Source organism: Trinickia soli (assembly GCF_002879855.1).
GTDB classification, from domain to species: domain Bacteria; phylum Pseudomonadota; class Gammaproteobacteria; order Burkholderiales; family Burkholderiaceae; genus Trinickia; species Trinickia soli.
The window spans coordinates 221,087-243,981 of record NZ_PNYB01000006.1 but is presented as its reverse complement, the minus strand read 5'-3'; the positions used below and the strand labels follow the sequence as shown (position 1 = coordinate 243,981).

The following is a 22,895-nucleotide window of genomic DNA, read 5'->3' as shown; positions in this document are numbered from 1 at the left end:
GGCGCGGACGGCGCGCCATTTGGCCGGTCGGCCAACGAAGCCGACCTTGGCGCGCTATGCCTGCGGAGCTTTGGCGGTCGCGCGCGGGCGCGGTTTGAAGAGCTTGACCGTCCGCACGGCTTGGTCGTCGCTTTGCAGCACTTCGAGTTGCACGTCGCCGATCTGCAGGCAGACGTCTCCTTCGGGGATTTCCGCGAGGGTTTCGAGGATGAGGCCGTTCAGCGTTTTGGGGCCGTCGGTCGGCAGCGTGAGTTGCAGCCAGCGATTCAGTTCGCGCAGCGGCATGCTGCCGGCGACGATGCATTCGCCGCCCTCGGTCCAGCCCGTACGCGAACCCGCGCTGCGCGGAATCGACGTCGTGAACTCGCCGATCAGCTCTTCGAGAATGTCTTCGGGCGTGACGAGCCCTTCCAGTTCGCCGTACTCGTTGACGACGAGCGCCGTCCGTTGCCGCGTTTCCTGAAAGTATTGAAGTTGCTGGAACACGGGCGTGCCCGACGGCACGAAATACGGATCGGTCAGCAGCGCTTGCAGCGTTTCTCGCGTCAGTTCCTGCTTATGGAGGGCGGCCAGCGTCTTGCGCACGTGCAGGACGCCGAGCACGCGATCGATGTCCCCTTGATAGACGATCAGCTTGTTGTGGTAGCACGTTTCGAGCTGATGCAGGATGTCCTCGAACGGCGCGTCGAAGTCGAGCGACTCGATCCGGCGGCGCGGAATCATGACGTCATCGACGGAGATGTTTTCCAGATCGAACAGGTTCAAGAGGATGCTGCGGTGCTTGGTGGGCATGAAGCTGCCCGATTCCAGCACGATCGCGCGCAGCTCTTCGGTGCTGAGCCGCTGGTCGCGGCCGCCTTTGGTGTTGATGCGCAGCGCAAGCAGGATCGTGTTCGAGAACAGATTGACGAACCAGACGACGGGTTTGAGAAGGCGCATCAGCGGTGCGATGAGAACGCTGGCGGGCAGAGCGATCTTCTCCGGATACGTTGCGCCGACGATCTTCGGCGTGATTTCCGCGAAGACGATGATGAGGAACGCCACGATGCCCGTCGCGACCGACAGGACGAGGTTATCGCGCCCGAACGTACGCAGTGCAATCGATGTCGTCAGTACCGGAATGATTGTGTTCAGCAGGTTGTTGCCGATCAGGACAACGCCAAGCAGTTGATCGGGTCGCGCCAGGAGGCCCTGCGTCGTGCGCGCGCCGAATGCGCCCTTGCCCGCAAGGTACTTCAGCCGATGGCGGTTGAGCGCCATCATCGACGTCTCCGAGATCGAGAAAAAGCCGGAGCAGAGAAGGAGGACGAAGACGGCGCCGATTTGCGCCCACAAGGGAATTTGATCCACGCGTCGTGCCGGATGGGGATGAAAAGGGATGGCAAGAATATAGCAGAGCGCGTTCGGCCGCCGCGGGCGCGGTCGAACCGGCGGGGCGCCGGATAGATGAGAAAGCGCCTATTGCGGTCGAATGCACTCGGCTCCGATAATCGAACGAGGTTTTTTCCCGAGGGGGCGTGTCGCCGATGGAACATCGCTTCGAACATCTTTTTTCGGCGCAATCGGACGCGTACAGCGCCAACCGCCCGACATACGACCGAGCCCTCTTTGCGTGGCTGGCGGAGCGCAGCCCCGCGACGGCGCTGGCCTGGGACTGTGGCTGTGGCTCGGGGCAGGCGACACGTGACCTGGCACAGTGCTTCGAGCGCGTCATCGCCACGGATATCAATGCCGGGCAACTGTCGCATGCCCCGGAATTGCCGAATGTCGATTACCGGCGCGAGCCCGCGGAAGCCGTATCAATCGACGATGCGAGCGTCGATCTGACCTTCGTTGCTCAGGCGCTTCACTGGTTCGACGCCGATCGCTTCTATGAGGAAGTGCGGCGCGTTTCGAAACCGCGCGCGCTGCTGGCCGTGCTGTCGTACAACGTCTGTACGATCAGTCCCGAGCTCGATGCGCTCGTCTGGGAACTCTATCGGGACCGCGTCGGGCCGTATTGGGCCGCCGAACGCAGGCATGTCGAAACCGGCTACGCCGATATCCCTTTTCCGTTCGAAACGATGGAGGCACCCGATGCGGTGCTCGCGGTGTCGTGGGATATGCCTCGCTTGCTGGGGTACATGGAAAGCTGGTCGGCCGTCGCATCGTACCGCCGGGCGACAGGCAACGATCCCGTCGAGGCGATGCGTGAAGCTTTCACGCAGGCGTGGGGCGAACCCGGCAGTTGCCGTAGGGTCGCGTGGCCGTTGACGATCAAGGTGGGGGTCGTCGCGTAGGTTGCTGTGTTCGGCTGAACCGGCCATTACAGGCGGTTGAGCTCGCGCGCAAAACCCGTTGCCCAAAACAAAAAACCGCCCGGCAAGCCGGACGGTTTTTTGTTTTATTTCGATCCTGATTCGCAATGAACCAAGGAGAATTCTGGTCGGGGTGAGAGGATTCGAACCTCCGGCCTCTACGTCCCGAACGTAGCGCTCTACCAGGCTAAGCTACACCCCGAATCTGAACTACTTGGACTCGATCAACCGATCAGTCTCGTTCAAGACTGCCGCGCCGTCGAGTAAAAACATAATTCTAGCAGGCTTTCTTTGTAAATGGAATCCGGGAACGAAGAAATCGCTTCGGCGGCGGCTTGCGCCTCGCGCTTGGCGCATTCGAGCGTGTGGTCGAGCGCGCCCGAGCGCGTGATTGCCTCGAAGATCGTCTCGAAACGGTCGGTGCCACCTTGTTCGATGGCCTCGCGCGCGAGCGCCGATTGCTCCGGAGTGCCGCGTTCGATCAGATAGATGAGCGGCAGCGTGGGTTTGCCTTCGCGCAGATCGTCGCCGGCGTTCTTGCCCATCGATTCGGCGGTGCCGGTGTAGTCGAGCCAATCGTCCATGATCTGGAATGCCGTGCCGATGCGGCGGCCGAATTCCGCAGCAGCCGCTTCCGTCGGCGCATCGACGCCCGAGATCACGGCACCGAGCTGCGCGGCCGCCTCGAACAGCTTGGCCGTCTTGTAGCGAATGACCTGCATGTACCGCGCTTCGTCGACATCGGCGTCGTGCATGTTCAGAAGCTGCAGCACCTCGCCTTCGGAGATGATGTTCGTCGCTTCAGCAAGAATTTCCATGACGCGCATCTTGCCGATGCCGACCATCATCTGGAACGAGCGCGAATAGAGGAAATCGCCGACGAGAACGCTCGCCGCATTGCCGAACAGCGCGTTGGCCGTTTTCCGGCCGCGCCGTAGATCCGACTCGTCGACGACGTCGTCGTGCAGCAGCGTTGCCGTATGAATGAACTCGACGATCGCCGCGAGCTCGTGCCGGTGGCCTGTCGTATCGCCGAGCGCGCCCGCCACGAGGAGCAACAACGCGGGGCGCAGCCGCTTGCCGCCCGCACCGATGATGTATTCCGAGATCTGATTGATGAGCATCACCTCGGAGGCCAAACGTTGCCGGATGACGCGATTGACCTGCTCCATGTCTTCCGAGATGGGAGCGAGCAGGTTGGCGGCGCTGGGGGAGGAGGTGGCGGTCGACGACATGATCAAAAAATTGGGTGGTGCCGCGGATTATAAAGGGTTATGGGGCTTCCAGAGGCGGCTGCCTCCGCTCGGTGTGGTACGTGCGCGGGAGGCCCCGGCACGCGGGCGCGTCGACTCTGGACAGCAGGGCGCCGGAAGGGGCGAATCGTTGCCCGGAACCAGAATTACCTGCGGGGGGCTTGGGGGCGGCGAAGCGACCTTGCAAAGCGGGGCGGCAAAGCGCTTTGACTGCGCGGCTAACTCTATGTATAATCACGCGTTTTCACGCACGGTGCGTGGAGAAAGGCGCAAAAAAGCGCGAAAAAAGCAAGCGAACAAGCTGAGCGCGGGTGGCGAAGGCCGCCGTAGGTAGGTTTGTTTGAAAAGCGGCCGCGCAAGCGGGCGCACTCAGAGTGAGGTTCTCAACAATGTACGCGGTCATAAAAACCGGCGGCAAGCAGTATAAGGTTGCTGTCGGCGAAAAATTGAAAGTAGAACAGATACCGGCAGACATTGACGCTGAAATCACGCTCGACCAGGTTCTCGCGGTAGGCGAAGGCGAATCGATTCAGTTCGGTACGCCGCTGGTCAGTGGGGCTTCCGTCAAGGCTACCGTCGTATCGCATGGGCGGCATGCCAAAGTGACGATCTTCAAGATGCGTCGCCGGAAGCACTACCAGAAGCATGCTGGTCATCGCCAGAACTACACCGAACTGCGCATCGACGCGATCAACGCGTAAGCGCACCGGTTAAGGAGCAATCAGATGGCACACAAAAAAGCAGGCGGGTCTTCCCGCAACGGCCGCGACTCCGAGTCGAAGCGCCTGGGCGTCAAGGTGTACGGCGGCCAAGCGATCAACGCGGGCGGCATCATCGTGCGTCAACGCGGCACGCGCATGCATGCTGGCGATAACGTCGGCATGGGCAAGGATCACACCCTGTTCGCATTGACGGACGGCCACGTGAAGTTCACGACGAAGGGCGCCGACAAGAAGCACACGGTTACCGTCGTCCCGGCTGCGGTCTGACATCGATCAGACACGGGAGCGACAGAGTAAGAAGGCCCCGCGTGGTTGGCGGGGCCTTTTTTCTTCTGTGCTCGGATTTTTCGCGCCCCCATGGTGCGGGCGCGGTGCCAGCGGCAAAATATCGGGAAAGTACGGGACGGAGCGATAGATGAAGTTCATTGACGAAGCGCGGATCGAGGTAATCGCCGGCGACGGCGGCGACGGCAGCGCGTCGATGCGCCGCGAGAAATTCGTTCCGTTCGGCGGCCCCGACGGCGGCGACGGCGGTCGTGGCGGCAGCGTTTATGCGGTCGCGGACCGCAATATCAACACACTGATCGATTATCGGTACGCGAAGAAGCACCAGGCACGCAACGGCGAAAACGGCCGTGGTTCCGACTGCTACGGCAAGGGCGGCGACGATATCGTTCTGCGCATGCCCGTGGGCACGGTCATCAACGATATGGATACCGGCGAACTCATCGCCGATCTGACCGAGCACGAGCAGACCGTTCTCATCGCCAAGGGCGGGGCGGGCGGCCTCGGCAATCTGCACTTCAAATCGAGTACGAACCGTGCGCCGCGGCAGAAGACGGAAGGCAAGCCCGGCGAACGCCGTATGTTGCGACTCGAGTTGAAGGTGTTGGCCGACGTCGGCTTGCTCGGCATGCCGAATGCCGGCAAATCCACGTTCATCTCGTCGGTCTCCAATGCCAAGCCGAAGATCGCCGATTATCCGTTTACGACGCTCGCGCCGAATCTCGGCGTGGTGCGGGTAGGGCCGAGCAAAAGCTTCGTCATCGCCGATATTCCCGGTCTCATCGAAGGGGCCGCTGAGGGCGCGGGTCTCGGTCATCAGTTCTTACGTCACCTGCAACGCACCGGGTTGCTGCTGCATCTCGTCGACCTGGCGCCGTTCGACGAGAGCGTCGATCCCGTTGCCGAAGCGAAGGCGATCGTCGCCGAGTTGCGCAAATACGATGAGGCGCTCTATCAAAAGCCGCGCTGGCTGGTGCTCAACAAGCTCGATATGGTCGCAGAAGAGGACCGGGAAGCCCGCGTAGCCGATTTCGTCGAACGCTTCGAATGGGACGGCCCGGTTTTCCAGATTTCGGCCTTGACCGGACTCGGTTGCGAGAATCTCTGTTACGCGGTCTTCGATTATCTGGTCGAGCACTCCGACGCTCACCGCGCAGAGCGCGCGGAGGATCACGCGGCCGATGTCCGCTTCCGGGATGAACCGCCGACAGGCGAGAACGACGCCCCGAAGGCCTGACCGCTTGCCGAATGGGCGCCGGATGGCCGGCGTCCGCCGCCGCCTGACGGCGGGCTCACCGATCACTGAGGGAGACTTTCGCACGATGCGCTCTGTCATCGCCGATTCGAAGCGTTTGGTTGTCAAGGTGGGATCGAGTCTCGTCACGAACGAGGGGCGCGGGCTCGACGAGGTGGCGATTGGCCGCTGGGCCTCGCAAATCGCTCAGTTGCGCGAGCGCGGCAAAGAAGTCGTGCTGGTCAGCTCGGGGGCGATCGCCGAGGGCATGCAGCGTCTCGGGTGGAGCAAACGCCCGCGCGAGATCGACGAACTGCAGGCGGCGGCCGCGGTAGGCCAAATGGGGCTTGCCCAGGTCTACGAAAGCCGCTTTGCGCAATATGGCATTCGCACGGCGCAGATTCTGCTCACGCATGCGGACCTGGCCGATCGCGAGCGTTATCTGAACGCGCGCTCGACGCTGCTGACGCTGCTGCGCCTGGGCGTCGTGCCCATCATCAACGAGAACGATACGGTTGTCACCGATGAGATCAAATTCGGCGACAACGATACGCTCGGGGCGTTGGTCGCGAACCTGATCGAAGGCGATGCGTTGATCATCCTGACCGACCAGCAGGGTTTGTTTACGGCGGATCCCCGCAAGGACCCATCGGCGCAGCTCGTGCGCGAGGCGGACGCGGGCGCGCCCGAACTCGAGGCGATGGCCGGCGGCGCCGGCTCCGCCATCGGTCGCGGCGGCATGCTCACGAAAATACTCGCCGCCAAGCGCGCGGCCGGCAGCGGGGCGAACACGATCGTTGCGAGCGGCCGCGAGCCTGAAGTGCTCACGCGGCTTGCGACGGGCGAGGCGATCGGCACGCAACTCGTCGCGCGCACGGCGCGCCTTGCGGCCCGCAAGCAATGGATGGCCGACCATCTGCAGGTGCGGGGGCACGTCGTGATCGACGATGGCGCGGTCGAAAAAGTGACGGTTGGCGGCAAGAGCCTTCTGCCAATTGGCGTGGTCGATGTCCAAGGCGCGTTCGCACGCGGCGAGGTCATTGCATGCATGAATACGGCAGGGCGTGAAGTCGCACGCGGGCTCACCAATTACAGCAGTGCGGAGACAAAACGGATCGCCCGGCACGCGAGCATGGATATCGAACCGATTCTCGGCTACATGCTCGAGCCGGAACTGATCCACCGCGACAATCTCGTCGTCGTTTGAGGGCGCCCTCCGAGCGGCCGCACGGGGCCGCCCGACGGAGCGGCCCCGCGCTTCAAACGCACTTTAGCGAACGAGCGACGTCGCGATCCGATGGTGACGCAGATTGTCGACGATCCACTTGGCCGTCCCGGTGGGCGCCTTGTTCGCGCAGAAGTAATCCTGATACAGCGACGCCTGATAGGCATTGAGGTTGCCGTTCTCGATGCGCATCCAGTCGTTCGCGACCGTCCGGTCCCAGCCGTCGTGATCGGCGTTCAGTCCCGCATAAAGGCGCCAATCGTAGGTCTCGCAGCGAATCCCTTCGTAATTGACGTTGTGTGCGCCGCTCGGGCTCGTAATCACCACCGTGTAACGCACGACACCATCCGAACCGACGCTGAGCGACTTGGCGTCGATCGAGAACTTTAGCGGCGTATTTTGCGAGACGTCGAATGCGATCAGGTCTTGCTCATGCGGCAAGGGGGGGAGCGTCTCCACCTTGTTTTCAGCCCATTCCGACTTGCGATCGAGCAGGTACTGAAACGTGCTGTCGTCTTTCGGATTGGCGGGCATGTGCGAGCAGCCGGCAAGGATGGCGCCGCCGGCCAGGCAGGTCAGCGCAAGAACAATCGCTTTCAATGTGAATACCTCGAGATGGGGCGCAAAGAGTCGAAGACTCGCATGATAGCGCCCGCGCGCGGCCTGTGAGCGCCGCGCGTGAGCGCATCGGACAAGCGCAGCGATCCGGCGCTTCCCTGAGCAAATGCAACCGGGCAGCCTGCGAGCCCATGCGGCGAAGGCGCCGTTTAGTCTGGCAGGATCAGAATTGACGCGGAGCAGGGCGACGTTTCGGCATTACCGTTGGGCGCTTGGAGGAGCTCGCCGTCCGCATCCGGCAATTGCGCCGAAGGCGACATGCGCGGGTACCGATGCCCATGATGCGGCGGGCCGCGCGGCTTATCGGTCCGCGGCACGGCGCGCCGCAAGAACCGCGACAGTTCCGTCAACGCCAACTGATAGACATCCCGCTTGAACTCGATCACAGCATCGAGTGGCACCCAGTACTCGTTCCAGCGCCACGCGTCGAATTCCGGGTGATCGGTGGCGCGCAGGCAGATGTCGCAGTCGCGGCCAACCATCCGAAGCAGGAACCAGATCTGTTTCTGGCCGCGGTAGTGGCCGCGTACTTCGCGCTTGATGAACTTGTCGGGCACCTCATAACGCAACCAGTCGCGCGTGCGACCGATGATCTTGACGTGCTCCGGACGCAAGCCGGTTTCTTCGTGTAACTCCCGATACATCGCTTGCAATGGGGTCTCGCCATACTTGATGCCCCCTTGCGGAAACTGCCAGGAATGTTCACGCAGCCGCTTGCCCCAAAACACCTCGTTGTGCGCGTTCAAGAGGATGATGCCGACGTTCGGGCGAAAGCCTTCGCGATCCAGCATACAACCACCTTCGAATCCTTTAAAATTGCTTTGATTATAAACAGATAACGAGCCTTTGGCATCGGCATGCACCAGAAGAGGTCCGGGCGGGGCATCAATCATGCCCGGTGCTGCCGTTCGCTTGTCTGACGAATCGCGCCGCACTGCGCTGGTGTAATGTTCGAGGCTGAGCAGAACCGGCAGCGCGCGCTTGGGTTGGGCTGTTGCGCTTGTGCGGCGGCGCTTCTCGTCGATGTCCCAAAATCACTCGTTCCCCTCTCCCGGCGGCTCGCTGCGGGCTGCCGCTTTTGGAAAATTGTTGAATGAAAGCCACCCGTTTTTTTATCGGCACCCTGAAGGAAGCTCCTGCTGACGCGGAAGTCGTCAGCCACAAGTTGATGCTGCGCGCGGGCATGATCCGGCGCGTGGCTGGTGGCGTCTACAGCTATCTGCCGGTGGGCTTGCGCTCGATTCGCAAGGTCGAGGCGATCGTGCGCGAGGAGATGAATCGCGCGGGCGCGCTCGAACTCCTGATGCCGACCGTGCAGCCGGCCGAACTATGGCAGGAGTCGGGTCGCTGGGAGCAATACGGGCCGGAGTTGCTGCGTTTCAAAGATCGCAGGCAGAGCGATTTCGTTCTTGGGCCGACCCACGAAGAAGTCGTCACCGACATCGCGCGCAATCAGATCAAGAGCTATCGGCAGATGCCCGTGAACTTCTATCAGATTCAGACGAAGTTCCGCGATGAGATTCGCCCGCGCTTCGGCGTGATGCGCGGCCGCGAGTTCACGATGAAAGACGCGTACTCGTTCGACAAGGACCAGGCCGGCCTGCAAGAGTCGTATCAGAAGATGTTCGACGCCTACGTGCGGATTTTCACGCGGATCGGCCTCGAGTTTCGCGCCGTCGCGGCCGATAGCGGCGCCATCGGCGGCAATCGCTCGCAGGAGTTTCACGTGATCGCGTCGACGGGTGAAGATGACATCGCCTACTGCCCGACTTCCGATTTCGCCGCCAACATCGAGGCGGCGGAAGCTCTGCCGCTCTACGCCGAGCGCGCCGCGCCGCGCGAAGCGATGCAAAAGACGGCCACGCCCGGCAAGGCCAAGTGCGAGGCCGTCGCCGAGTACCTGAACATTCCGCTCGAGCGGACGATCAAGTCGATCATCCTGGCAACCGACAACGAAGGCGCCGAGCCGACGGTCTGGTTGTTGATGCTGCGCGGCGATCACGATCTGAATGAGGTCAAGGTCGGCAAGCTGCCGGGGCTCGCCGGTTTCCGTTTCGCCACGGAGGCGGAGATCGTCGAATGGTTCGGCACGCCGCCGGGATATCTCGGGCCGATCGGCACGAAGAAGCCCGTGAAGGTGGTCGCCGACCGCACGGTCGCGAACATGAGCGACTTCGTCGTCGGCTCGAACGAAATCGACTATCACACGACCGGCGTGAACTGGGGGCGCGATCTGCCCGAGCCCGTCGTCGCCGATATCCGCAATGTCCGCCCCGGCGACCCCTCGCCCGACGGCAAGGGCACGATCGAAATCTGCCGCGGCATCGAAGTCGGCCACGTGTTCCAGCTTGGCACGAAGTATTCCGATGCGATGGGCGCGACGTTCCTCGACGAAACAGGCAAGCCGCAGCCGATGGTGATGGGCTGCTACGGCATTGGCGTGACGCGGATTCTGGGCGCCGCCATCGAGCAGAACTTCGACGAGCGCGGCATCATCTGGCCCGAAGCCATCGCGCCGTTCGAAGTCGTCCTGTGCCCGATGGGATACGACCGCAGCGAAAGCGTGCGCGCCGAGACGGACAAGCTCTATGCGCAGTTTATCGAAGCGGGCGTCGATGTCATTCTCGACGATCGCGGCGAGCGTCCTGGCGTCATGTTCGCCGATTGGGAGTTGATCGGCGTGCCGCATCGCCTCGTGATCGGCGAGCGCGGGCTCAAGGAAGGGAAGGTCGAGTATCAGGGCCGCCGCGATGAGCAGGCGACGCTGTTGCCGGCCGAGCAAGCGGCGGCATTCGCAACGGCGAAAATCCGCGCGGCGCTCGGCGCTCAGCAGATGGCCGCTGAGCGAAGCTGACTTGAAGAACGATTTTGGTCAGGGCGGACAGCATGTCAAGACCTGACCCGCGGCTTACGCCCCTTCGGTCAGTGCGCGGATCGTGGGCAGGTTGCGCCAGTAGCCTTTCGCATCCATGCCGCAACCGAACACGTAGCGATCCGGCACTTCGAAGCCGCAGAAGTCCGGACGCAGCGGCTTCGGTTTCGCAATCTGCTTTTCGCACAGCACGGCGCTCAGGAAGCGCTTCGCGCCCATCGCGAGGATGCGGTCACGGATTGCAGCCATCGTCTCGCCCTCGTCGAGGATGTCGTCGAGCACCAGTACGACGCGGTCCTTCACAGATTCGGCCGGGGCCACGCGCCACTGCATATCGGCGCTGCCCTTCGTCGTGTTGCGATAGCGCGTCAGGTGGATGTAGTCGAATTCGAGCGGGAAATCGAGGTGCGGCAACAGCATGCCCGTAAAGACGGCTGCCCCGCCCATCACCGATAACAGCAACGGAAATTCCTCGCTCACTTCGGTGCGGATGGCCGCGGCCATGCGCGCGATCGAGGCATTGACCTCCGAGGCCGACACGATCTCCTCGGAATGCTGAAAGATATGGAGAGCTTCTTCGCGATTCATGGCGTTCAGCGAGCAGTGACTGTATACATAGTGTGGAACGGCGCGCGGGTGCGCGCCACGGCATTAACCCGTGCGGGCAGTGACCCTGCGCTTATCGCATGCCCGGCAGCATGCCCTTCATGCCGCGCATCATCTTTTGCAGGTTGCCGCCTTTGAGCTTCTTCATCATGGTGCGCATCTGCTCGTACTGGTTCAGCATCCGGTTCACTTCCTGCACCTGCACCCCTGCGCCGGCCGCGATACGGCGCTTGCGCGTCGCCTTGATCAGTTCGGGCTTCGCGCGCTCGGCCGGCGTCATGGAGTTGATGATGCCCTCCATACGGCGCATTTGCTTTTCGGCCTGGCCCATGTCGGCTCCGGCCGCCGCTTGTTGAAACTGCGCAGGGAGCTTGTCCATCAATGTGGACAAACCGCCCATGTTTTTCATCTGCGACAGTTGGGCGCGGAAATCGTTGAGGTCGAAGTCGCCGCCCTTCTTTACCTTGTCGGCGAGCTTTTGCGCGGCTTTGACGTCGACGTTGCGCTGCGCTTCCTCGACGAGCGCGAGAATGTCGCCCATGCCCAGGATGCGGTTTGCCATCCGCTCGGGGTAGAACACCTCGAGCCCGTCAAGCTTCTCCGCCACGCCGACGAACTTGATCGGCTTGCCCGTCACGTGACGCACCGACAGCGCCGCGCCGCCGCGCGAATCGCCGTCGAGCTTCGTGAGCACGACGCCCGTGAGCGGTAGCGCGTCGTTGAATGCTTTGGCCGTGTTCACGGCATCCTGACCGAGCATCGCGTCGACGACGAACAGCGTTTCCACCGGCTTCACCGCGGCATGCAGGGCCGCGATCTCCTGCATCATCGCTTCGTCGATGCCCAGACGGCCGGCCGTGTCGACGATGAGTACGTCGTGGTAGTGGCGCTTGGCCCAGTCGAGCGCGGCCAGCGCGATGTCGACCGGCTTTTGATCGGGCTCGGAGGGGAAGAAATCGGCCCCGACCTGCTCCGTCACCGTCTTGAGCTGTGCGATCGCGGCGGGCCGGTAGACGTCGCAGGAGACCGTCAGCACCTTCTTCTTATATTTCTCGCGCAGCAGTTTCGCGAGTTTGCCCGAGGTGGTCGTTTTACCGGCGCCCTGCAAGCCCGCCATGAGGATGACCGCGGGCGGCGCGACAGCCAGATTCAGTTCCGCCGCCTGGCCCTCGTAATCGCCGCCGATGATGTTCGTCAGTTCGCGCTGCACGACGCTGACGAGCGCCTGCCCCGGCGAGAGGCTCTGCAACACTTCTTCGCCGAGCGCCTTTTCCTTGACCTTGGCGACGAAGTCGCGCACGACTGGCAGCGCGACGTCGGCTTCGAGCAGCGCGAGACGCACTTCTCGCAGCATGTCCTGCGTGTTGGCTTCGGTGAGGCGGGCTTCGCCGCGCAGCGTCTTGACGACGCGCGCCATCCGTTGGGTGAGTGTGTCGAGCATGGGGAGCGGTTGGGCAAGGCGGCCGCGTCTCGCCGATCGCTCAAGCGGGGCGGGAAGGGCGGCCTAGTGTAAACTTGGGACATGGATATTGTACTGTATGCCCTCACCGCGCTTCTGTACGGCGGCTTGGCCCTGGCCGGCTGGCGCGTGCGCCGGATCGAGAGCGCGCCTTCGATGCTTTCCAGCGTGCCGCCCGTGCCGACGGCGCGCGATGCGTTGTTGCCAGGCGGCATGCGCAGCACGCGTCTGCTGCCGCGCGCGCTGTTGTTCGTCGCGATCGTCGCCCACGGGGTGTTGCTGCATACGACGATCTTCCCGCGCGATGCGATGGTCTTCGGGTTCGCGTTCGCGCTGTCGGCCATGTTCTGGCTGGGCGCCTGTATTTACTGGATCGAGAACTTTTTCTTTCCGCTCGATAGTCTCGGGTTGCTTGTGCTGCCCTTCGCGTGCGTCGCTTCGCTGATGCCGCTCGCATTCGGCGGCGTGCAGGTGCTCCCGTACGCGGCGGCGCCGCTGTTCAAGATGCATTTCATCATCGCGAACATCGCATACGGGCTGGCCGCGATCGCCGCGCTGCATGCCCTGATGATGCTGTTTGCCGAGCGGCGTCTGCACACGTTGAGCGGCGCGCTCGATCGAAATGGCTGGGTCGCCAGTTGGCTCGATACGTTGCCGCCGCTGCTTACGCTCGAAAAGCTGCTGTTTCGCCTGATCGGCGCCGGCTTCGTCCTGCTCACCCTGACGCTGATTTCGGGCGTGCTCTTCAGCGAGCAGTTGCTGGGTCGTCCCCTCGTGTTCGATCACAAGACCGTCTTCGCGGTGCTGTCCTGGCTGATGTTCGGCGGCCTGCTGACGGCGCGCAAGGTCTCGGGCTGGCGTGGGCGGGCGGCGCTGCGTTGGGTGCTCGCGTCGTTCGTCGCCTTGCTTCTCGCCTATGTGGGCAGCCGCTTCGTGTTCGAAGTGCTGCTCCATCGTCCCGTGGTTTGATCCTCATGCGACAGATTCTTCTTCTCTTCGTCTTCGTGTTGGCTGCACGCTGGTTGGTGAAGACGATGCGCGCCGCGCAGACGCAAGCGGCCATGCGTGGAGCAGGGCGTGCCGACGCACCGCGCAGCGGCGCTGCCGGCACCGGCAGCGCGCGATCCCAACCGCGGGCCGAGCCGCGGCAGCTCGCCGAGCCGATGGTGCGCTGCGCTGCCTGCGGCGTGCATGCACCGAAGAGCGATTCGATCCTCGCCGGAGCGCAGTACTTCTGCAGCGCCGAGCATGCGCGGCGCTATGCCGCGCGAACGGGCGGCCGCGAGGGCCGATGAGCGCCATGGCGTTTGCCGTCGATGACGACGGCTGGGTGCGCGGTGCGCGCGTGCTGCCGTCGCCGAATGTCGAGGCGCGGCCGGTCGGCGCCATCCCCACACTGATCGTCATTCACAACATCAGTCTGCCGCCGGGAGAGTTCGGCGGCGGCGCGATCGCCGATCTCTTCCTCAACCGCCTCGACTGCGATGCTCACCCGTACTTCGACGCCCACCTGCGCGGCCTGCGCGTGTCTTCGCACTTCGTGATCTGCCGCGACGGCGCGCTCGAGCAATTCGTCTCGTGCAACGAGCGCGCGTGGCATGCGGGCGTGTCGAGCTTTTTCGGGCGCGAACGTTGCAATGACTTCTCGATCGGGATCGAACTCGAGGGCACCGACGTAAGACCCTTCGAAGACGCGCAATACGCGGCACTCGGCGCGCTCGTCGGTGCGCTCGTCGCGCGCTATCCGATCGAAGCGTTGGCCGGTCATTCCGACATCGCGCCCGGTCGAAAGACCGATCCGGGGCCGCACTTCGATTGGGTCCGGGCGCAATCCGCCGCCGCGCTCGACGATCGGTATTTCCCCTATCAACGCCCTTGACCGTAGGCCGGACGCTGATCGGTGCGCAGGCCGCAAACCCGCGCGCCGCTTGCGTTTCGGGTAAGTCCTTGTCCCGACTCGCTTAATGAAAAGTCAAGGTCCCACCCCCAAATAAACCGTTTTGATTTGACCCATAGGTCCACTATACTTGGTAGAACAACGACGCAATTGCACTAGATGTTGTGTCGACACACCGGGGCGTCCTAACGTCGAACAGGGCGCCGGAACCGTAAGGGCGGTGTGCAAATCATGCAAGTGGAACGCCGGGCGCTGCTCGGCGTTCTGTCTTCGGGGAAAAACGGGGCGGGCAAAGGTCGCAAAACAATGACGAGGACCATCGTCTTTTTCGGCTCGGGCTGCCACGCAGCGCGATCGCTCCGTTTCTTCTCCCGCACCTCATCGCCCGCGCTCGGGGTGGCGCGGCGGTTGTTCCAATCCGCGGTTTGACCGCACATCCAAGATCAGGAGCTTTGCACATGCAAACGACCGACAACATGACGAGCCAGCAGGAAGGCGCACTGAGCGCGCGCGCCGGCAGCGGACAGGGCGCTTACGCGCAGCCGCTCGCGCCGCAGGCGACCTTCGCGGACTACAAAGTGATCCGCCGCAATGGCAGTGTCGTGTCGTTCGAGCCGTCCAAAATCGCGATTGCCGTCACGAAGGCGTTCCTGGCCGTCAACGGCGGCCAGGGCGCTGCGTCCGCGCGCGTGCGCGAGCTCGTCGAGCAACTGACGCAAAGCGTCGTGCGCGCACTCGTGCGTAGCCGCCCGAACGGCGGCACGTTCCATATCGAAGACATCCAGGACCAGGTCGAACTCGCGCTCATGCGCGGCGGCGAGCACAACGTCGCGCGCGCCTACGTCCTTTATCGCGAAAAGCGTACGCAGGAGCGCGGCCATGCGCAGGAAGAGGCCGCAGCGCCGTCGTCGGGGCTGAACGTCGTCGACAACGGCATTACGCGGCCGCTCGATCTGCAGGCGCTCAACGGGCTGATCGCATCGGCCTGCGACAACCTGGGTGACGCCGTGAGCCCGGCGCCCATCGTCGCCGAGACGGTCAAGAACCTCTACGACGGTGTGCCGTTGAGCCAGGTCTACGACTCGGCGATCCTCGCGGCGCGCACGATGATCGAAAAGGACCCGGCCTACAGCCAGGTGACGGCGCGCATCCTGTTGCACACGATTCGCCGTGAGATCCTCGGCGAAGAAGTGATGCAAGGCGAAATGGGCGAGCGTTACGTCGAATACTTCCCGCAGTTCATCAAGCGCGGCGTCGAAGCCGAACTGCTCGACGAGAAGCTGTTGCAGTTCGATCTGAAGCGCCTCGGTGCTGCGCTCGACGCGAGCCGCGACCTGCAATTCGGCTACCTCGGCCTGCAGACGTTGTACGACCGTTACTTCCTGCATGTGGAAGGGGCGCGTATCGAAATGCCGCAGGCATTCTTTATGCGTGTCGCAATGGGTCTCGCTTTGAATGAGATCGACCGCGAAGCGCGGGCGATCGAGTTCTACAACGTGCTTTCGACGTTCGACTTCATGAGCTCGACACCGACGCTGTTCAATTCGGGCACCCGCCGCTCGCAGCTGTCTTCGTGCTACCTGACGACGGTGGCCGACGATCTCGACGGTATCTACGAAGCGCTGAAGGAAAACGCCCTGCTGTCCAAGTTCGCCGGCGGCCTTGGCAACGACTGGACGCGGGTGCGCGCGCTCGGCTCGCACATCAAGGGCACCAACGGCAAGTCACAGGGCGTCGTGCCGTTCCTGAAGGTCGTCAACGATACGGCCGTGGCCGTGAACCAGGGCGGCAAGCGCAAGGGCGCCGTCTGCGCGTACCTGGAGACGTGGCACCTCGACATCGAGGAGTTTCTCGAACTGCGCAAGAACACGGGCGACGACCGTCGCCGGACGCACGACATGAACACGGCGAACTGGATTCCCGATCTGTTCATGAAACGCGTGATGGAAGGCGGCGACTGGACGCTGTTCTCGCCGTCGACCTGCCCGGATCTGCACGACAAGTTCGGCGCCGACTTCGAGAAGACTTACACGGCGTATGAAGAAAAGGTCGCGCGCGGCGAGATCAAGCTCTTCAAGAAGATCCCCGCCGCTCAGCTCTGGCGCAAGATGCTCGGCATGCTGTTCGAGACGGGCCACCCGTGGATCACGTTCAAGGATCCGTGCAATGTGCGCTCGCCGCAGCAGCATGTGGGCGTCGTCCACTCGTCGAACCTTTGCACCGAGATCACGCTGAACACGAGCGACACCGAGATCGCGGTGTGTAACCTGGGTTCGGTCAACCTCGTCGCGCACCTCGTGAAGCAGGCCGACGGCAGCTACGTGCTCGATCACGACAAGCTCAAGCGTACCGTCAGCGTGGCGATGCGCATGCTCGACAACGTCATCGACATCAACTATTACGCCGTGCCGAAGGCGCGCAACTCGAACCTGAAGCACCGGCCGGTCGGCATGGGCATCATGGGCTTCCAGGACTGTCTGCACCTGCTGCGCGTGCCTTATGCGTCGGACGAGGCCGTCGAGTTCGCCGATCGGTCGATGGAGGCGGTGTGCTACTACGCCTACTACGCGTCGACGGAGCTCGCCGAGGAGCGCGGCCGGTATTCGAGCTACCGCGGCTCGCTGTGGGATCGCGGCATCCTCCCGCAGGACACGTTGAACCTGCTCGCGCAGGCGCGGGGGGGCTATGTCGAAGTCGACACGAGCGAGACGATGGACTGGGCGACGTTGCGCTCGCGCATCGCCACCCACGGCATGCGCAACTCGAACTGCGTCGCGATCGCGCCGACGGCGACGATCTCGAACATCATCGGCGTGTCGGCGTGCATCGAGCCGACGTTCCAAAACCTGTACGTGAAGTCGAACCTGTCGGGCGAATTCACGGTCGTGAACGACTACCTCGTGCGCGACCTGAAGGCGCGCGGCCTGTGGGACGAGGTGATGGTGGCCGATCTCAAGTATTTCGACGGCACGCTGTCGCGCATCGACCGTGTGCCGGCCGATCTGCGCGCGATCTACGCGACGGCATTCGAAGTCGATCCCAAGTGGCTCGTCGAAGCCGCGTCGCGTCGCCAGAAGTGGATCGACCAGGCGCAGTCGCTGAACATCTACATGGGCGGCGCATCGGGCAAGAAGCTCGACGAGGTCTACAAGCTCGCATGGCTGCGCGGCCTGAAGACGACGTACTACCTGCGCACGATGGCGGCCACGCACGTCGAGAAGTCGACGGTCGCGCATGGCGCGCTCAATGCAGTGCCGTCCGCGGAAGGTGGTCCGAGCGGTGGCGGCGCCGGTGGTTTCGGCGCAACGGGTGGCGCGATGAGCGGCGGTGCGGGTTCGACGACGGGCGGGTTGAACGCAGCGCCGGCAGTGGAGCAAGCGCCGCAGGCGGACGGTCCCGTTTGCATGATGCGTCCGGGCGATCCCGGTTTCGACGAATGCGAAGCCTGCCAGTAACAGCTTCGCTTTGATGTCGGCGCGTGTGCGGCGCGCCGGCATCGCCGGACAAAGGCGCGCGGACGAAGCAAGAACGAGAAACACGACGCGCCCACGATGAAGCGCCACGCGCGCTGCGATGCATCGAACCACCGCGATGCATCGGCATCGATGAAGAGGCAGAGGACGAATAGCCGGTGACACGGGAAGCGTCGCGATCGATGCCTGTCGATGCGCTTTTTGACGAGAAGACAAACGCATCGAGACGACGCTTCACGTGTCATCGACGATCTCGCGTATGCGACCTGACGAACAAAGTGTTGTATCGAGGTCGCAGCGCGAATCGAAAAAAAGGGATTTTCATGAGCGAACCCTTTTATCGCTCGTGAAAAGATGGTACAAACCGATCTAAATTGATGGTGAGAATTTATGCTCAACTGGGATGACGAGACGACTGCCGTAACTCCCTCGATCGGGTCGCAACAGAACGCGTTGCGCAACTCCGCAGGGCAAGGCGTCGGAACGCACGCCGCGACGCATGTCGCAACGCACGCTCCGTTGGCGCAAAACATCTTCGCGGACGACTTCGCCGTCGCTCCGTACGTAGCTGCTGAACAACCTGTCGCTGCCTCCGAAGCGCGAGTCAACGTCGCCGACAAGCGGATCATCAACGGCCAGACCGACGTCAACCAACTCGTGCCGTTCAAGTACAAGTGGGCCTGGGAGAAGTATCTGGCCGGCTGCGCGAACCACTGGATGCCGCAGGAAATCAACATGTCGCGCGACATCGCGCTTTGGAAAGACCCGAACGGGCTGACCGAAGACGAACGTCGCATCGTCAAGCGCAATCTCGGCTTCTTCGTGACGGCCGATTCGCTGGCGGCGAACAACATCGTGCTCGGCACCTACCGGCACATCACGGCGCCCGAATGCCGCCAGTTCCTGCTGCGCCAGGCGTTCGAAGAGGCGATCCATACACATGCCTACCAATACATCGTCGAATCGCTGGGCCTGGACGAAGGCGAGATCTTCAACGCGTACCACGAGGTCGCGTCGATTCGCGACAAGGACGAGTTCCTGATCCCGTTCATCCATACGTTGACGGATCCCGCGTTCAAGACCGGCACGCTGGAGGCGGACCAGAAGCTGCTCAAATCGCTGATCGTGTTCGCCTGCGTCATGGAAGGCCTGTTCTTCTATGTCGGGTTTACGCAAATTCTCGCGCTCGGCCGTCAGAACAAAATGACGGGCGCGGCGGAGCAGTACCAATACATCCTGCGCGACGAGTCGATGCACTGTAACTTCGGCATCGATCTGATCAACCAGATCAAGCTCGAGAACCCGCATCTGTGGACGCGCGAATTCCGTGAAGAGATTCGCGAGCTGTTCAAGCATGCGGTCGAGCTCGAATACCGCTACGCCGAGGATACGATGCCGCGTGGCGTGCTCGGTCTGAACGCGTCGATGTTCAAGAGCTACCTGCGCTTCATCTGCAACCGGCGTTGCCAGCAGATCGGTCTCGATCCGCTGTTCCCGAACGAGGAAAACCCGTTCCCGTGGATGAGCGAGATGATCGACCTGAAGAAGGAACGCAACTTCTTCGAGACGCGAGTCATTGAATACCAAACCGGCGGTGCGCTGTCCTGGGAATGACGCGTGCTTGCCGATGCGATGAATGGATGATGGGGTGTCGCCGCGGGGTACCGCGGCGCAAATGGTAAGGAGCAAGAACGCCTGATGCAAAGCGTGCCCGGCGGTGCGACCGTCCACAAACATGACAGGCACTTTGCGAACCCTTCGGTGGGATGGGCGAACTACCCCCTGAAAAAGCCGGCGGCGAGGCCGTCGGCTTGTCACGAGCGATTATCGGGCTGCGCGAGCGTACAGCGCTCGGCTGCCAACTCGATCTGGCGTGCTGTGCCCTTGGGTACGGCACGCTTTACCGCATTCATTAGCGTAAGCGCTGGGTTTTTGCGTACGCCGATGAATAGCCCGCTTCGCAGCGCGCGCCAGGTGTCACTACTGGCGCGCAGCGGGAAGCGGGTTTGAAGAAGGGTGTAGTTCGACACTGACTCATTCTCAAACCTGAAGGAGAAGATAATGGCAACTGCCAAGAAGAAACCTGCCGCGAAGAAAGCCGCTCCGGCGAAGAAAGTAGCAGCGAAGAAGGTCACGGCGAAGAAGGTCACGGCGAAGAAGGCCGCTCCGGCCAAGAAGGCTGCTCCGGCGAAGAAGGTTGCAGCCAAGAAGGTTGCAGCCAAGAAGGTCGCAGTGAAGAAGGTTGCGGCGAAGAAGGCTGCGCCGGCCAAGAAGGCCGCAGTGAAGAAGGTTGCGGCGAAGAAGGCAGCGCCGGCCAAGAAGGCGGCAGTGAAGAAGGTCGCGGCGAAGAAGGCTGCACCGGCGAAGAAGGCCGCCGCGAAGAAGGCTGCTCCTGCGAAGAAGGCTGCTCCTGCGAAGAAGGCTGCTGCCAAGAAGGCCGCACCTGCGAAGAAGGCTGCTGCCAAGAAGGCCGCTCCTGCGAAGAAGGCTGCGCCTGCGAAGAAGGCTGCGCCTGCGAAGAAGGCTGCCGCCAAGAAGGCTGCGCCTGCGAAGAAGGCTGCACCTGCGAAGAAGGCCGCTGCTGCCAAAAAGGCTGCGCCTGCTGCGCCCACTGCGCCTGCCCCTGCGGCCGCTTCGACGGCGCCGGCTTCGACGGTGAAGACCGCGCTGAACCCGGCCGCTGCATGGCCGTTCCCGACTGGCAGCCGTCCGTAACAGGACGGTGCGGCGAGGGCGGCGCATCGCGCTCGTTCGCTAGCCAACGAAAAAAACCCCGTCGCCGGTACGCCGGCGGCGGGGTTTTTTCTTGATGTTATGCGTGTAGCTCGTCGCTGGTTCGAAGCGGGAACCGGCGCCTGCGCCGACTCAATGCGTCACGCGCGTCACACCGCCGCTCGAGAGCAGGCGGACGCGATCGCCTGCCTGGAAGAGTTCGCCGGTCGCCGATTGCGTAATGGCGCGAAGGTCGCCGTTATCGAGACGCACCGTGATCTCGACGCCTTGGCGTTTCGCCACGCCGTTTTCGACTGCGTTGCCGGCCACGGCGCCCGCGATGCCGCCGATGATCGCCGTAGCAATCGACCCCTTACCGCCGCCGATCGCGCTGCCCGCGACGGCGCCAAGCGCGCCGCCACCGAGGGCGCCGAGCCCGCTCGGCTGCCCGTCGTTGCTCGAAATCGTCACGGCGCGTACGCTTTCGACGGTGCCGAGGCGAACCGTTTGTTCGCGCTGGGCTTGTCCTGCCGTGTACACGTCGGACGAACTGCTGTTGTAGGCGCACCCCGTCATCGCCAGCGATCCTGCCAGCAGGATGGCGAGCATGGCACGAGCCGATGTATTCATTGTCTTTTGCTCCACAAAAGTATTACCGCGAGCCTCGGCTACAAGCTGTAGCCATAGGCCTGCTTGAAGCGTTGGTCGATCTCGTCGCGGGTCGGCGCATAGGTCTGCGGGCCGGGCTGCTCGATCTTGAGCGCGCCCATGACGCTTGCCAAACGGCCCGTCGTGGCCCAATCGAGCCCGTTTTCGATGCCGTAGAGCAGCCCGCCGCGGAATGCGTCGCCGCAACCGGTAGGATCGACGATCTTCGAGGCGTGGACGACAGGAATCTCCTCGCACTGGTTGCCGTGATGGATACGCGAGCCGTGTTCGCCCCGTGTCACGATCAACGCCTGCACGCGCCCGGCGATTTCCTCTAGCGACCAGCCTGTCTTATTGCTGACGAGACTTGCCTCGTAGTCGTTGACCGCCACGTACGTGGCGAGTTCAATGGCGCGCCTCAGGGCTTCGGCCGAGAATAGCGGCAGGCCCTGGCCCGGATCGAAAATGAACGGCACGCCCGCCGCTGCGAGCTTTTCGGTGTGCTGCACCATGCCGTCATAACCATCGGGTGCGACGATCGCGAGCTTGATGCCGCGGGCCTGATCGGCATGATTCAAATGCGACTGCATCATTGCGCCGGGGTGGAACGCGGCGATCTGATTGTTGTCGAGATCGGTCGTGATCATCGCTTGCGCCGTATAGGCGTCGCGCACGACGCGCACGTGCTCGGTCGAGAGGCCGAGGCTCTCGAACCGATCGAGATAGAGCTGACCGTCGACTTCGCCGAGCGTCGCCATGATGCGCGCATCGCCACCGAGCAGCTTCAACGCGTAGGCAATGTTGCCGGCACACCCGCCGAATTCGCGACGCATCGTGGGAACCAGGAAACTCACGTTGAGTATGTGAACCTGCTCCGGCAGGATGTGCTCGCGAAAGCGGCCCTGGAAGGTCATGATGTTGTCGTAAGCGAGCGAACCGCAGATCAGCGTAGCCAAGGCAAGAATTCCTTTCCGTGTCGTTTGATTTTGAGGTGCCATACGAAAACGCCGCGCGGGTGGCGCGGCGTGCTTCGATGGCGGTCGATACCGCTTACTTCAACGCGCTCAGGGCCGCGTCGTAATTCGGTTCGTTCTTGATCTCGCCGACGAGCTCGGCATGGACGACCTTGTCGTGTTCGTCGACCACGACCACCGCGCGTGCCGTGAGGCCCGTCAACGGTCCCGTTTTGATGTCGACGCCGTACGCCTGCGCGAACTCGTGGCCGCGGAAGGTCGATGCCGTGACGACGTTCTCGATGCCTTCGGTCGTGCAAAAACGAGTGGCCGCGAACGGCAGATCGGCCGAGACGACGATGACGGCCGTGTTCTGCAGCTTGGCGGCCGCTTCATTGAACTTGCGCGTCGACGTGGCGCACGTCGGCGTGTCCAGGCTCGGGACGATATTGAGCACTTTGCGCTTGCCGGCGAAATCGGCGAGCGAGATCGGCTTCAGATCTTTGCCGACGAGCGAGAACTCGGGCGCTTGTTGGCCCACCGACGGAAACGCGCCGCCGACTTCGATCGGGTTGCCGCCCAACGTGACTTGACTCATGCTAGCTCCGGATATTCGTTTCTGGTTGTCGCAGGTGCGAAGA

Annotated in this window: 22 protein-coding genes and 1 tRNA gene; 13 read left to right on the top strand and 10 right to left on the bottom strand. The window is 62.9% G+C overall.

The genetic code is table 11. From position 1 onward, the window contains the following. Positions 1-54: 54 nt before the first annotated feature. Complete coding sequence (locus C0Z19_RS09570; RefSeq protein ID WP_102609567.1) at positions 55-1,350, bottom strand: HlyC/CorC family transporter; 1,296 nt, start codon at positions 1,348-1,350, stop codon at positions 55-57. A gap of 176 nt (positions 1,351-1,526) precedes the next feature. On the opposite strand from C0Z19_RS09570, the gene C0Z19_RS09565 reads away from it, so the two are divergent. Beyond that, positions 1,527-2,279 carry a class I SAM-dependent methyltransferase gene (locus tag C0Z19_RS09565; RefSeq protein WP_102609566.1) on the top strand — a complete coding sequence of 251 codons (753 nt, stop codon included), beginning with the start codon at positions 1,527-1,529 and terminating at the stop codon, positions 2,277-2,279. Between the two features lie 143 nt (positions 2,280-2,422). Here C0Z19_RS09565 and C0Z19_RS09560 read toward each other — a convergent pair. Both C0Z19_RS09560 and C0Z19_RS09555 read right to left on the bottom strand, forming a co-directional pair. Beyond that, positions 2,423-2,499 (bottom strand) — tRNA-Pro (locus C0Z19_RS09560). A gap of 40 nt (positions 2,500-2,539) precedes the next feature. Then, complete coding sequence (locus C0Z19_RS09555; RefSeq protein ID WP_102609565.1) at positions 2,540-3,532, bottom strand: polyprenyl synthetase family protein; 993 nt, start codon at positions 3,530-3,532, stop codon at positions 2,540-2,542. 407 nt (positions 3,533-3,939) lie between these two features. Between C0Z19_RS09555 and rplU the strand changes: the two genes are divergently transcribed. The 4 genes from rplU to proB all read left to right on the top strand — a co-directional run bounded on the left by rplU (position 3,940) and on the right by proB (position 6,998). Continuing rightward, positions 3,940-4,251: a 50S ribosomal protein L21 gene (gene rplU, locus C0Z19_RS09550; protein WP_102609564.1), complete on the top strand. Its 312-nt coding sequence runs from the start codon at positions 3,940-3,942 to the stop codon at positions 4,249-4,251. 24 nt (positions 4,252-4,275) lie between these two features. After that, on the top strand, positions 4,276-4,539 hold the full coding sequence (rpmA, locus tag C0Z19_RS09545; protein WP_102609563.1) for a 50S ribosomal protein L27: 264 nt from the start codon (positions 4,276-4,278) through the stop codon (positions 4,537-4,539). Between the two features lie 148 nt (positions 4,540-4,687). Next, on the top strand, positions 4,688-5,794 hold the full coding sequence (gene cgtA, locus C0Z19_RS09540) for an Obg family GTPase CgtA (protein ID WP_102609562.1): 1,107 nt from the start codon (positions 4,688-4,690) through the stop codon (positions 5,792-5,794). Between the two features lie 85 nt (positions 5,795-5,879). After that, positions 5,880-6,998, top strand: coding sequence for a glutamate 5-kinase (gene proB, locus C0Z19_RS09535; protein WP_102609561.1), 1,119 nt, complete (start codon positions 5,880-5,882; stop codon positions 6,996-6,998). Between the two features lie 63 nt (positions 6,999-7,061). Here the strand turns inward: proB and C0Z19_RS09530 are convergent, their stop codons facing one another. Further along, entirely contained in the window at positions 7,062-7,616 is a 555-nt protein-coding gene (locus C0Z19_RS09530; protein ID WP_102609560.1) for a CNP1-like family protein, read from the bottom strand. Positions 7,617-7,783: 167 nt separating this feature from the next. Then, complete coding sequence (locus C0Z19_RS09525) at positions 7,784-8,425, bottom strand: RNA pyrophosphohydrolase (RefSeq protein ID WP_102609559.1); 642 nt, start codon at positions 8,423-8,425, stop codon at positions 7,784-7,786. 302 nt (positions 8,426-8,727) lie between these two features. Between C0Z19_RS09525 and C0Z19_RS09520 the strand changes: the two genes are divergently transcribed. Continuing rightward, a complete protein-coding gene (locus C0Z19_RS09520) occupies positions 8,728-10,488 on the top strand; it encodes a proline--tRNA ligase (RefSeq protein ID WP_102609558.1) in 1,761 nt (586 codons plus the stop codon). Between the two features lie 54 nt (positions 10,489-10,542). Here C0Z19_RS09520 and C0Z19_RS09515 read toward each other — a convergent pair whose 3' ends face one another. Both C0Z19_RS09515 and ffh read right to left on the bottom strand, forming a co-directional pair. After that, positions 10,543-11,094: a hypoxanthine-guanine phosphoribosyltransferase gene (locus tag C0Z19_RS09515; RefSeq protein ID WP_102609557.1), complete on the bottom strand. Its 552-nt coding sequence runs from the start codon at positions 11,092-11,094 to the stop codon at positions 10,543-10,545. A gap of 91 nt (positions 11,095-11,185) precedes the next feature. Further along, on the bottom strand, positions 11,186-12,553 hold the full coding sequence (gene ffh / locus C0Z19_RS09510) for a signal recognition particle protein (protein WP_102609556.1): 1,368 nt from the start codon (positions 12,551-12,553) through the stop codon (positions 11,186-11,188). 81 nt (positions 12,554-12,634) lie between these two features. Here ffh and C0Z19_RS09505 point away from each other — a divergent pair, with 81 nt between their 5' ends. From C0Z19_RS09505 to C0Z19_RS09475, 7 genes are all read left to right on the top strand, one after another. Beyond that, positions 12,635-13,540, top strand: a complete 906-nt coding sequence (locus C0Z19_RS09505) for a cytochrome C assembly family protein (protein ID WP_102609555.1) — start codon at positions 12,635-12,637, stop codon at positions 13,538-13,540. Between the two features lie 5 nt (positions 13,541-13,545). Continuing rightward, complete coding sequence (locus tag C0Z19_RS09500) at positions 13,546-13,866, top strand: PP0621 family protein (RefSeq protein WP_102609554.1); 321 nt, start codon at positions 13,546-13,548, stop codon at positions 13,864-13,866. After that, positions 13,863-14,450 (top strand): 1,6-anhydro-N-acetylmuramyl-L-alanine amidase AmpD, encoded by a 588-nt coding sequence (gene ampD, locus C0Z19_RS09495; RefSeq protein ID WP_102609553.1) that lies wholly within the window; start codon positions 13,863-13,865, stop codon positions 14,448-14,450. The genes C0Z19_RS09500 and ampD overlap by 4 nt, the downstream gene beginning before the upstream one ends. A 476-nt stretch (positions 14,451-14,926) precedes the next feature. Beyond that, a complete protein-coding gene (locus C0Z19_RS09490) occupies positions 14,927-17,923 on the top strand; it encodes a ribonucleoside-diphosphate reductase subunit alpha (RefSeq protein ID WP_102609552.1) in 2,997 nt (998 codons plus the stop codon). A 408-nt stretch (positions 17,924-18,331) separates the two neighbouring features. After that, positions 18,332-19,555: a ribonucleotide-diphosphate reductase subunit beta gene (locus tag C0Z19_RS09485; RefSeq protein WP_102609551.1), complete on the top strand. Its 1,224-nt coding sequence runs from the start codon at positions 18,332-18,334 to the stop codon at positions 19,553-19,555. An 84-nt stretch (positions 19,556-19,639) separates the two neighbouring features. Then, complete coding sequence (locus C0Z19_RS28650) at positions 19,640-19,951, top strand: hypothetical protein (protein ID WP_425330236.1); 312 nt, start codon at positions 19,640-19,642, stop codon at positions 19,949-19,951. A gap of 51 nt (positions 19,952-20,002) precedes the next feature. Then, the gene (locus tag C0Z19_RS09475) at positions 20,003-20,656 is read left to right on the top strand and encodes a histone H1-like DNA-binding protein (protein ID WP_102609550.1); all 654 of its coding nucleotides are present in this window, start codon (positions 20,003-20,005) and stop codon (positions 20,654-20,656) included. A 150-nt stretch (positions 20,657-20,806) separates the two neighbouring features. Here the strand turns inward: C0Z19_RS09475 and C0Z19_RS09470 are convergent, their stop codons facing one another. From C0Z19_RS09470 to tpx, 3 genes are all read right to left on the bottom strand, one after another. Further along, a complete protein-coding gene (locus C0Z19_RS09470) occupies positions 20,807-21,283 on the bottom strand; it encodes an outer membrane lipoprotein (protein WP_102609549.1) in 477 nt (158 codons plus the stop codon). A gap of 38 nt (positions 21,284-21,321) precedes the next feature. Then, positions 21,322-22,257 (bottom strand): carbohydrate kinase family protein, encoded by a 936-nt coding sequence (locus C0Z19_RS09465; RefSeq protein WP_102609615.1) that lies wholly within the window; start codon positions 22,255-22,257, stop codon positions 21,322-21,324. Positions 22,258-22,351: 94 nt separating this feature from the next. Further along, complete coding sequence (gene tpx / locus C0Z19_RS09460; protein ID WP_102609548.1) at positions 22,352-22,852, bottom strand: thiol peroxidase; 501 nt, start codon at positions 22,850-22,852, stop codon at positions 22,352-22,354. Positions 22,853-22,895 lie beyond the last annotated feature (43 nt).

What these genes read in the sequence shown, in the direction of transcription:
- C0Z19_RS09565 (WP_102609566.1), top strand. Translation starts at nt 1,527, where the DNA reads ATGGAACATCGCTTCGAACATCTTTTTTCGGCGCAATCGGACGCGTAC.
- C0Z19_RS09555 (WP_102609565.1), bottom strand. Translation starts at nt 3,532, where the DNA reads ATGTCGTCGACCGCCACCTCCTCCCCCAGCGCCGCCAACCTGCTCGCT.
- rplU (WP_102609564.1), top strand. Translation starts at nt 3,940, where the DNA reads ATGTACGCGGTCATAAAAACCGGCGGCAAGCAGTATAAGGTTGCTGTC.
- rpmA (WP_102609563.1), top strand. Translation starts at nt 4,276, where the DNA reads ATGGCACACAAAAAAGCAGGCGGGTCTTCCCGCAACGGCCGCGACTCC.
- cgtA (WP_102609562.1), top strand. Translation starts at nt 4,688, where the DNA reads ATGAAGTTCATTGACGAAGCGCGGATCGAGGTAATCGCCGGCGACGGC.
- proB (WP_102609561.1), top strand. Translation starts at nt 5,880, where the DNA reads ATGCGCTCTGTCATCGCCGATTCGAAGCGTTTGGTTGTCAAGGTGGGA.
- C0Z19_RS09525 (WP_102609559.1), bottom strand. Translation starts at nt 8,425, where the DNA reads ATGCTGGATCGCGAAGGCTTTCGCCCGAACGTCGGCATCATCCTCTTG.
- C0Z19_RS09520 (WP_102609558.1), top strand. Translation starts at nt 8,728, where the DNA reads ATGAAAGCCACCCGTTTTTTTATCGGCACCCTGAAGGAAGCTCCTGCT.
- C0Z19_RS09515 (WP_102609557.1), bottom strand. Translation starts at nt 11,094, where the DNA reads ATGAATCGCGAAGAAGCTCTCCATATCTTTCAGCATTCCGAGGAGATC.
- ffh (WP_102609556.1), bottom strand. Translation starts at nt 12,553, where the DNA reads ATGCTCGACACACTCACCCAACGGATGGCGCGCGTCGTCAAGACGCTG.
- C0Z19_RS09505 (WP_102609555.1), top strand. Translation starts at nt 12,635, where the DNA reads ATGGATATTGTACTGTATGCCCTCACCGCGCTTCTGTACGGCGGCTTG.
- C0Z19_RS09500 (WP_102609554.1), top strand. Translation starts at nt 13,546, where the DNA reads ATGCGACAGATTCTTCTTCTCTTCGTCTTCGTGTTGGCTGCACGCTGG.
- ampD (WP_102609553.1), top strand. Translation starts at nt 13,863, where the DNA reads ATGAGCGCCATGGCGTTTGCCGTCGATGACGACGGCTGGGTGCGCGGT.
- C0Z19_RS09490 (WP_102609552.1), top strand. Translation starts at nt 14,927, where the DNA reads ATGCAAACGACCGACAACATGACGAGCCAGCAGGAAGGCGCACTGAGC.
- C0Z19_RS09485 (WP_102609551.1), top strand. Translation starts at nt 18,332, where the DNA reads ATGCTCAACTGGGATGACGAGACGACTGCCGTAACTCCCTCGATCGGG.
- C0Z19_RS28650 (WP_425330236.1), top strand. Translation starts at nt 19,640, where the DNA reads ATGCAAAGCGTGCCCGGCGGTGCGACCGTCCACAAACATGACAGGCAC.
- C0Z19_RS09475 (WP_102609550.1), top strand. Translation starts at nt 20,003, where the DNA reads ATGGCAACTGCCAAGAAGAAACCTGCCGCGAAGAAAGCCGCTCCGGCG.
- C0Z19_RS09470 (WP_102609549.1), bottom strand. Translation starts at nt 21,283, where the DNA reads ATGAATACATCGGCTCGTGCCATGCTCGCCATCCTGCTGGCAGGATCG.
- tpx (WP_102609548.1), bottom strand. Translation starts at nt 22,852, where the DNA reads ATGAGTCAAGTCACGTTGGGCGGCAACCCGATCGAAGTCGGCGGCGCG.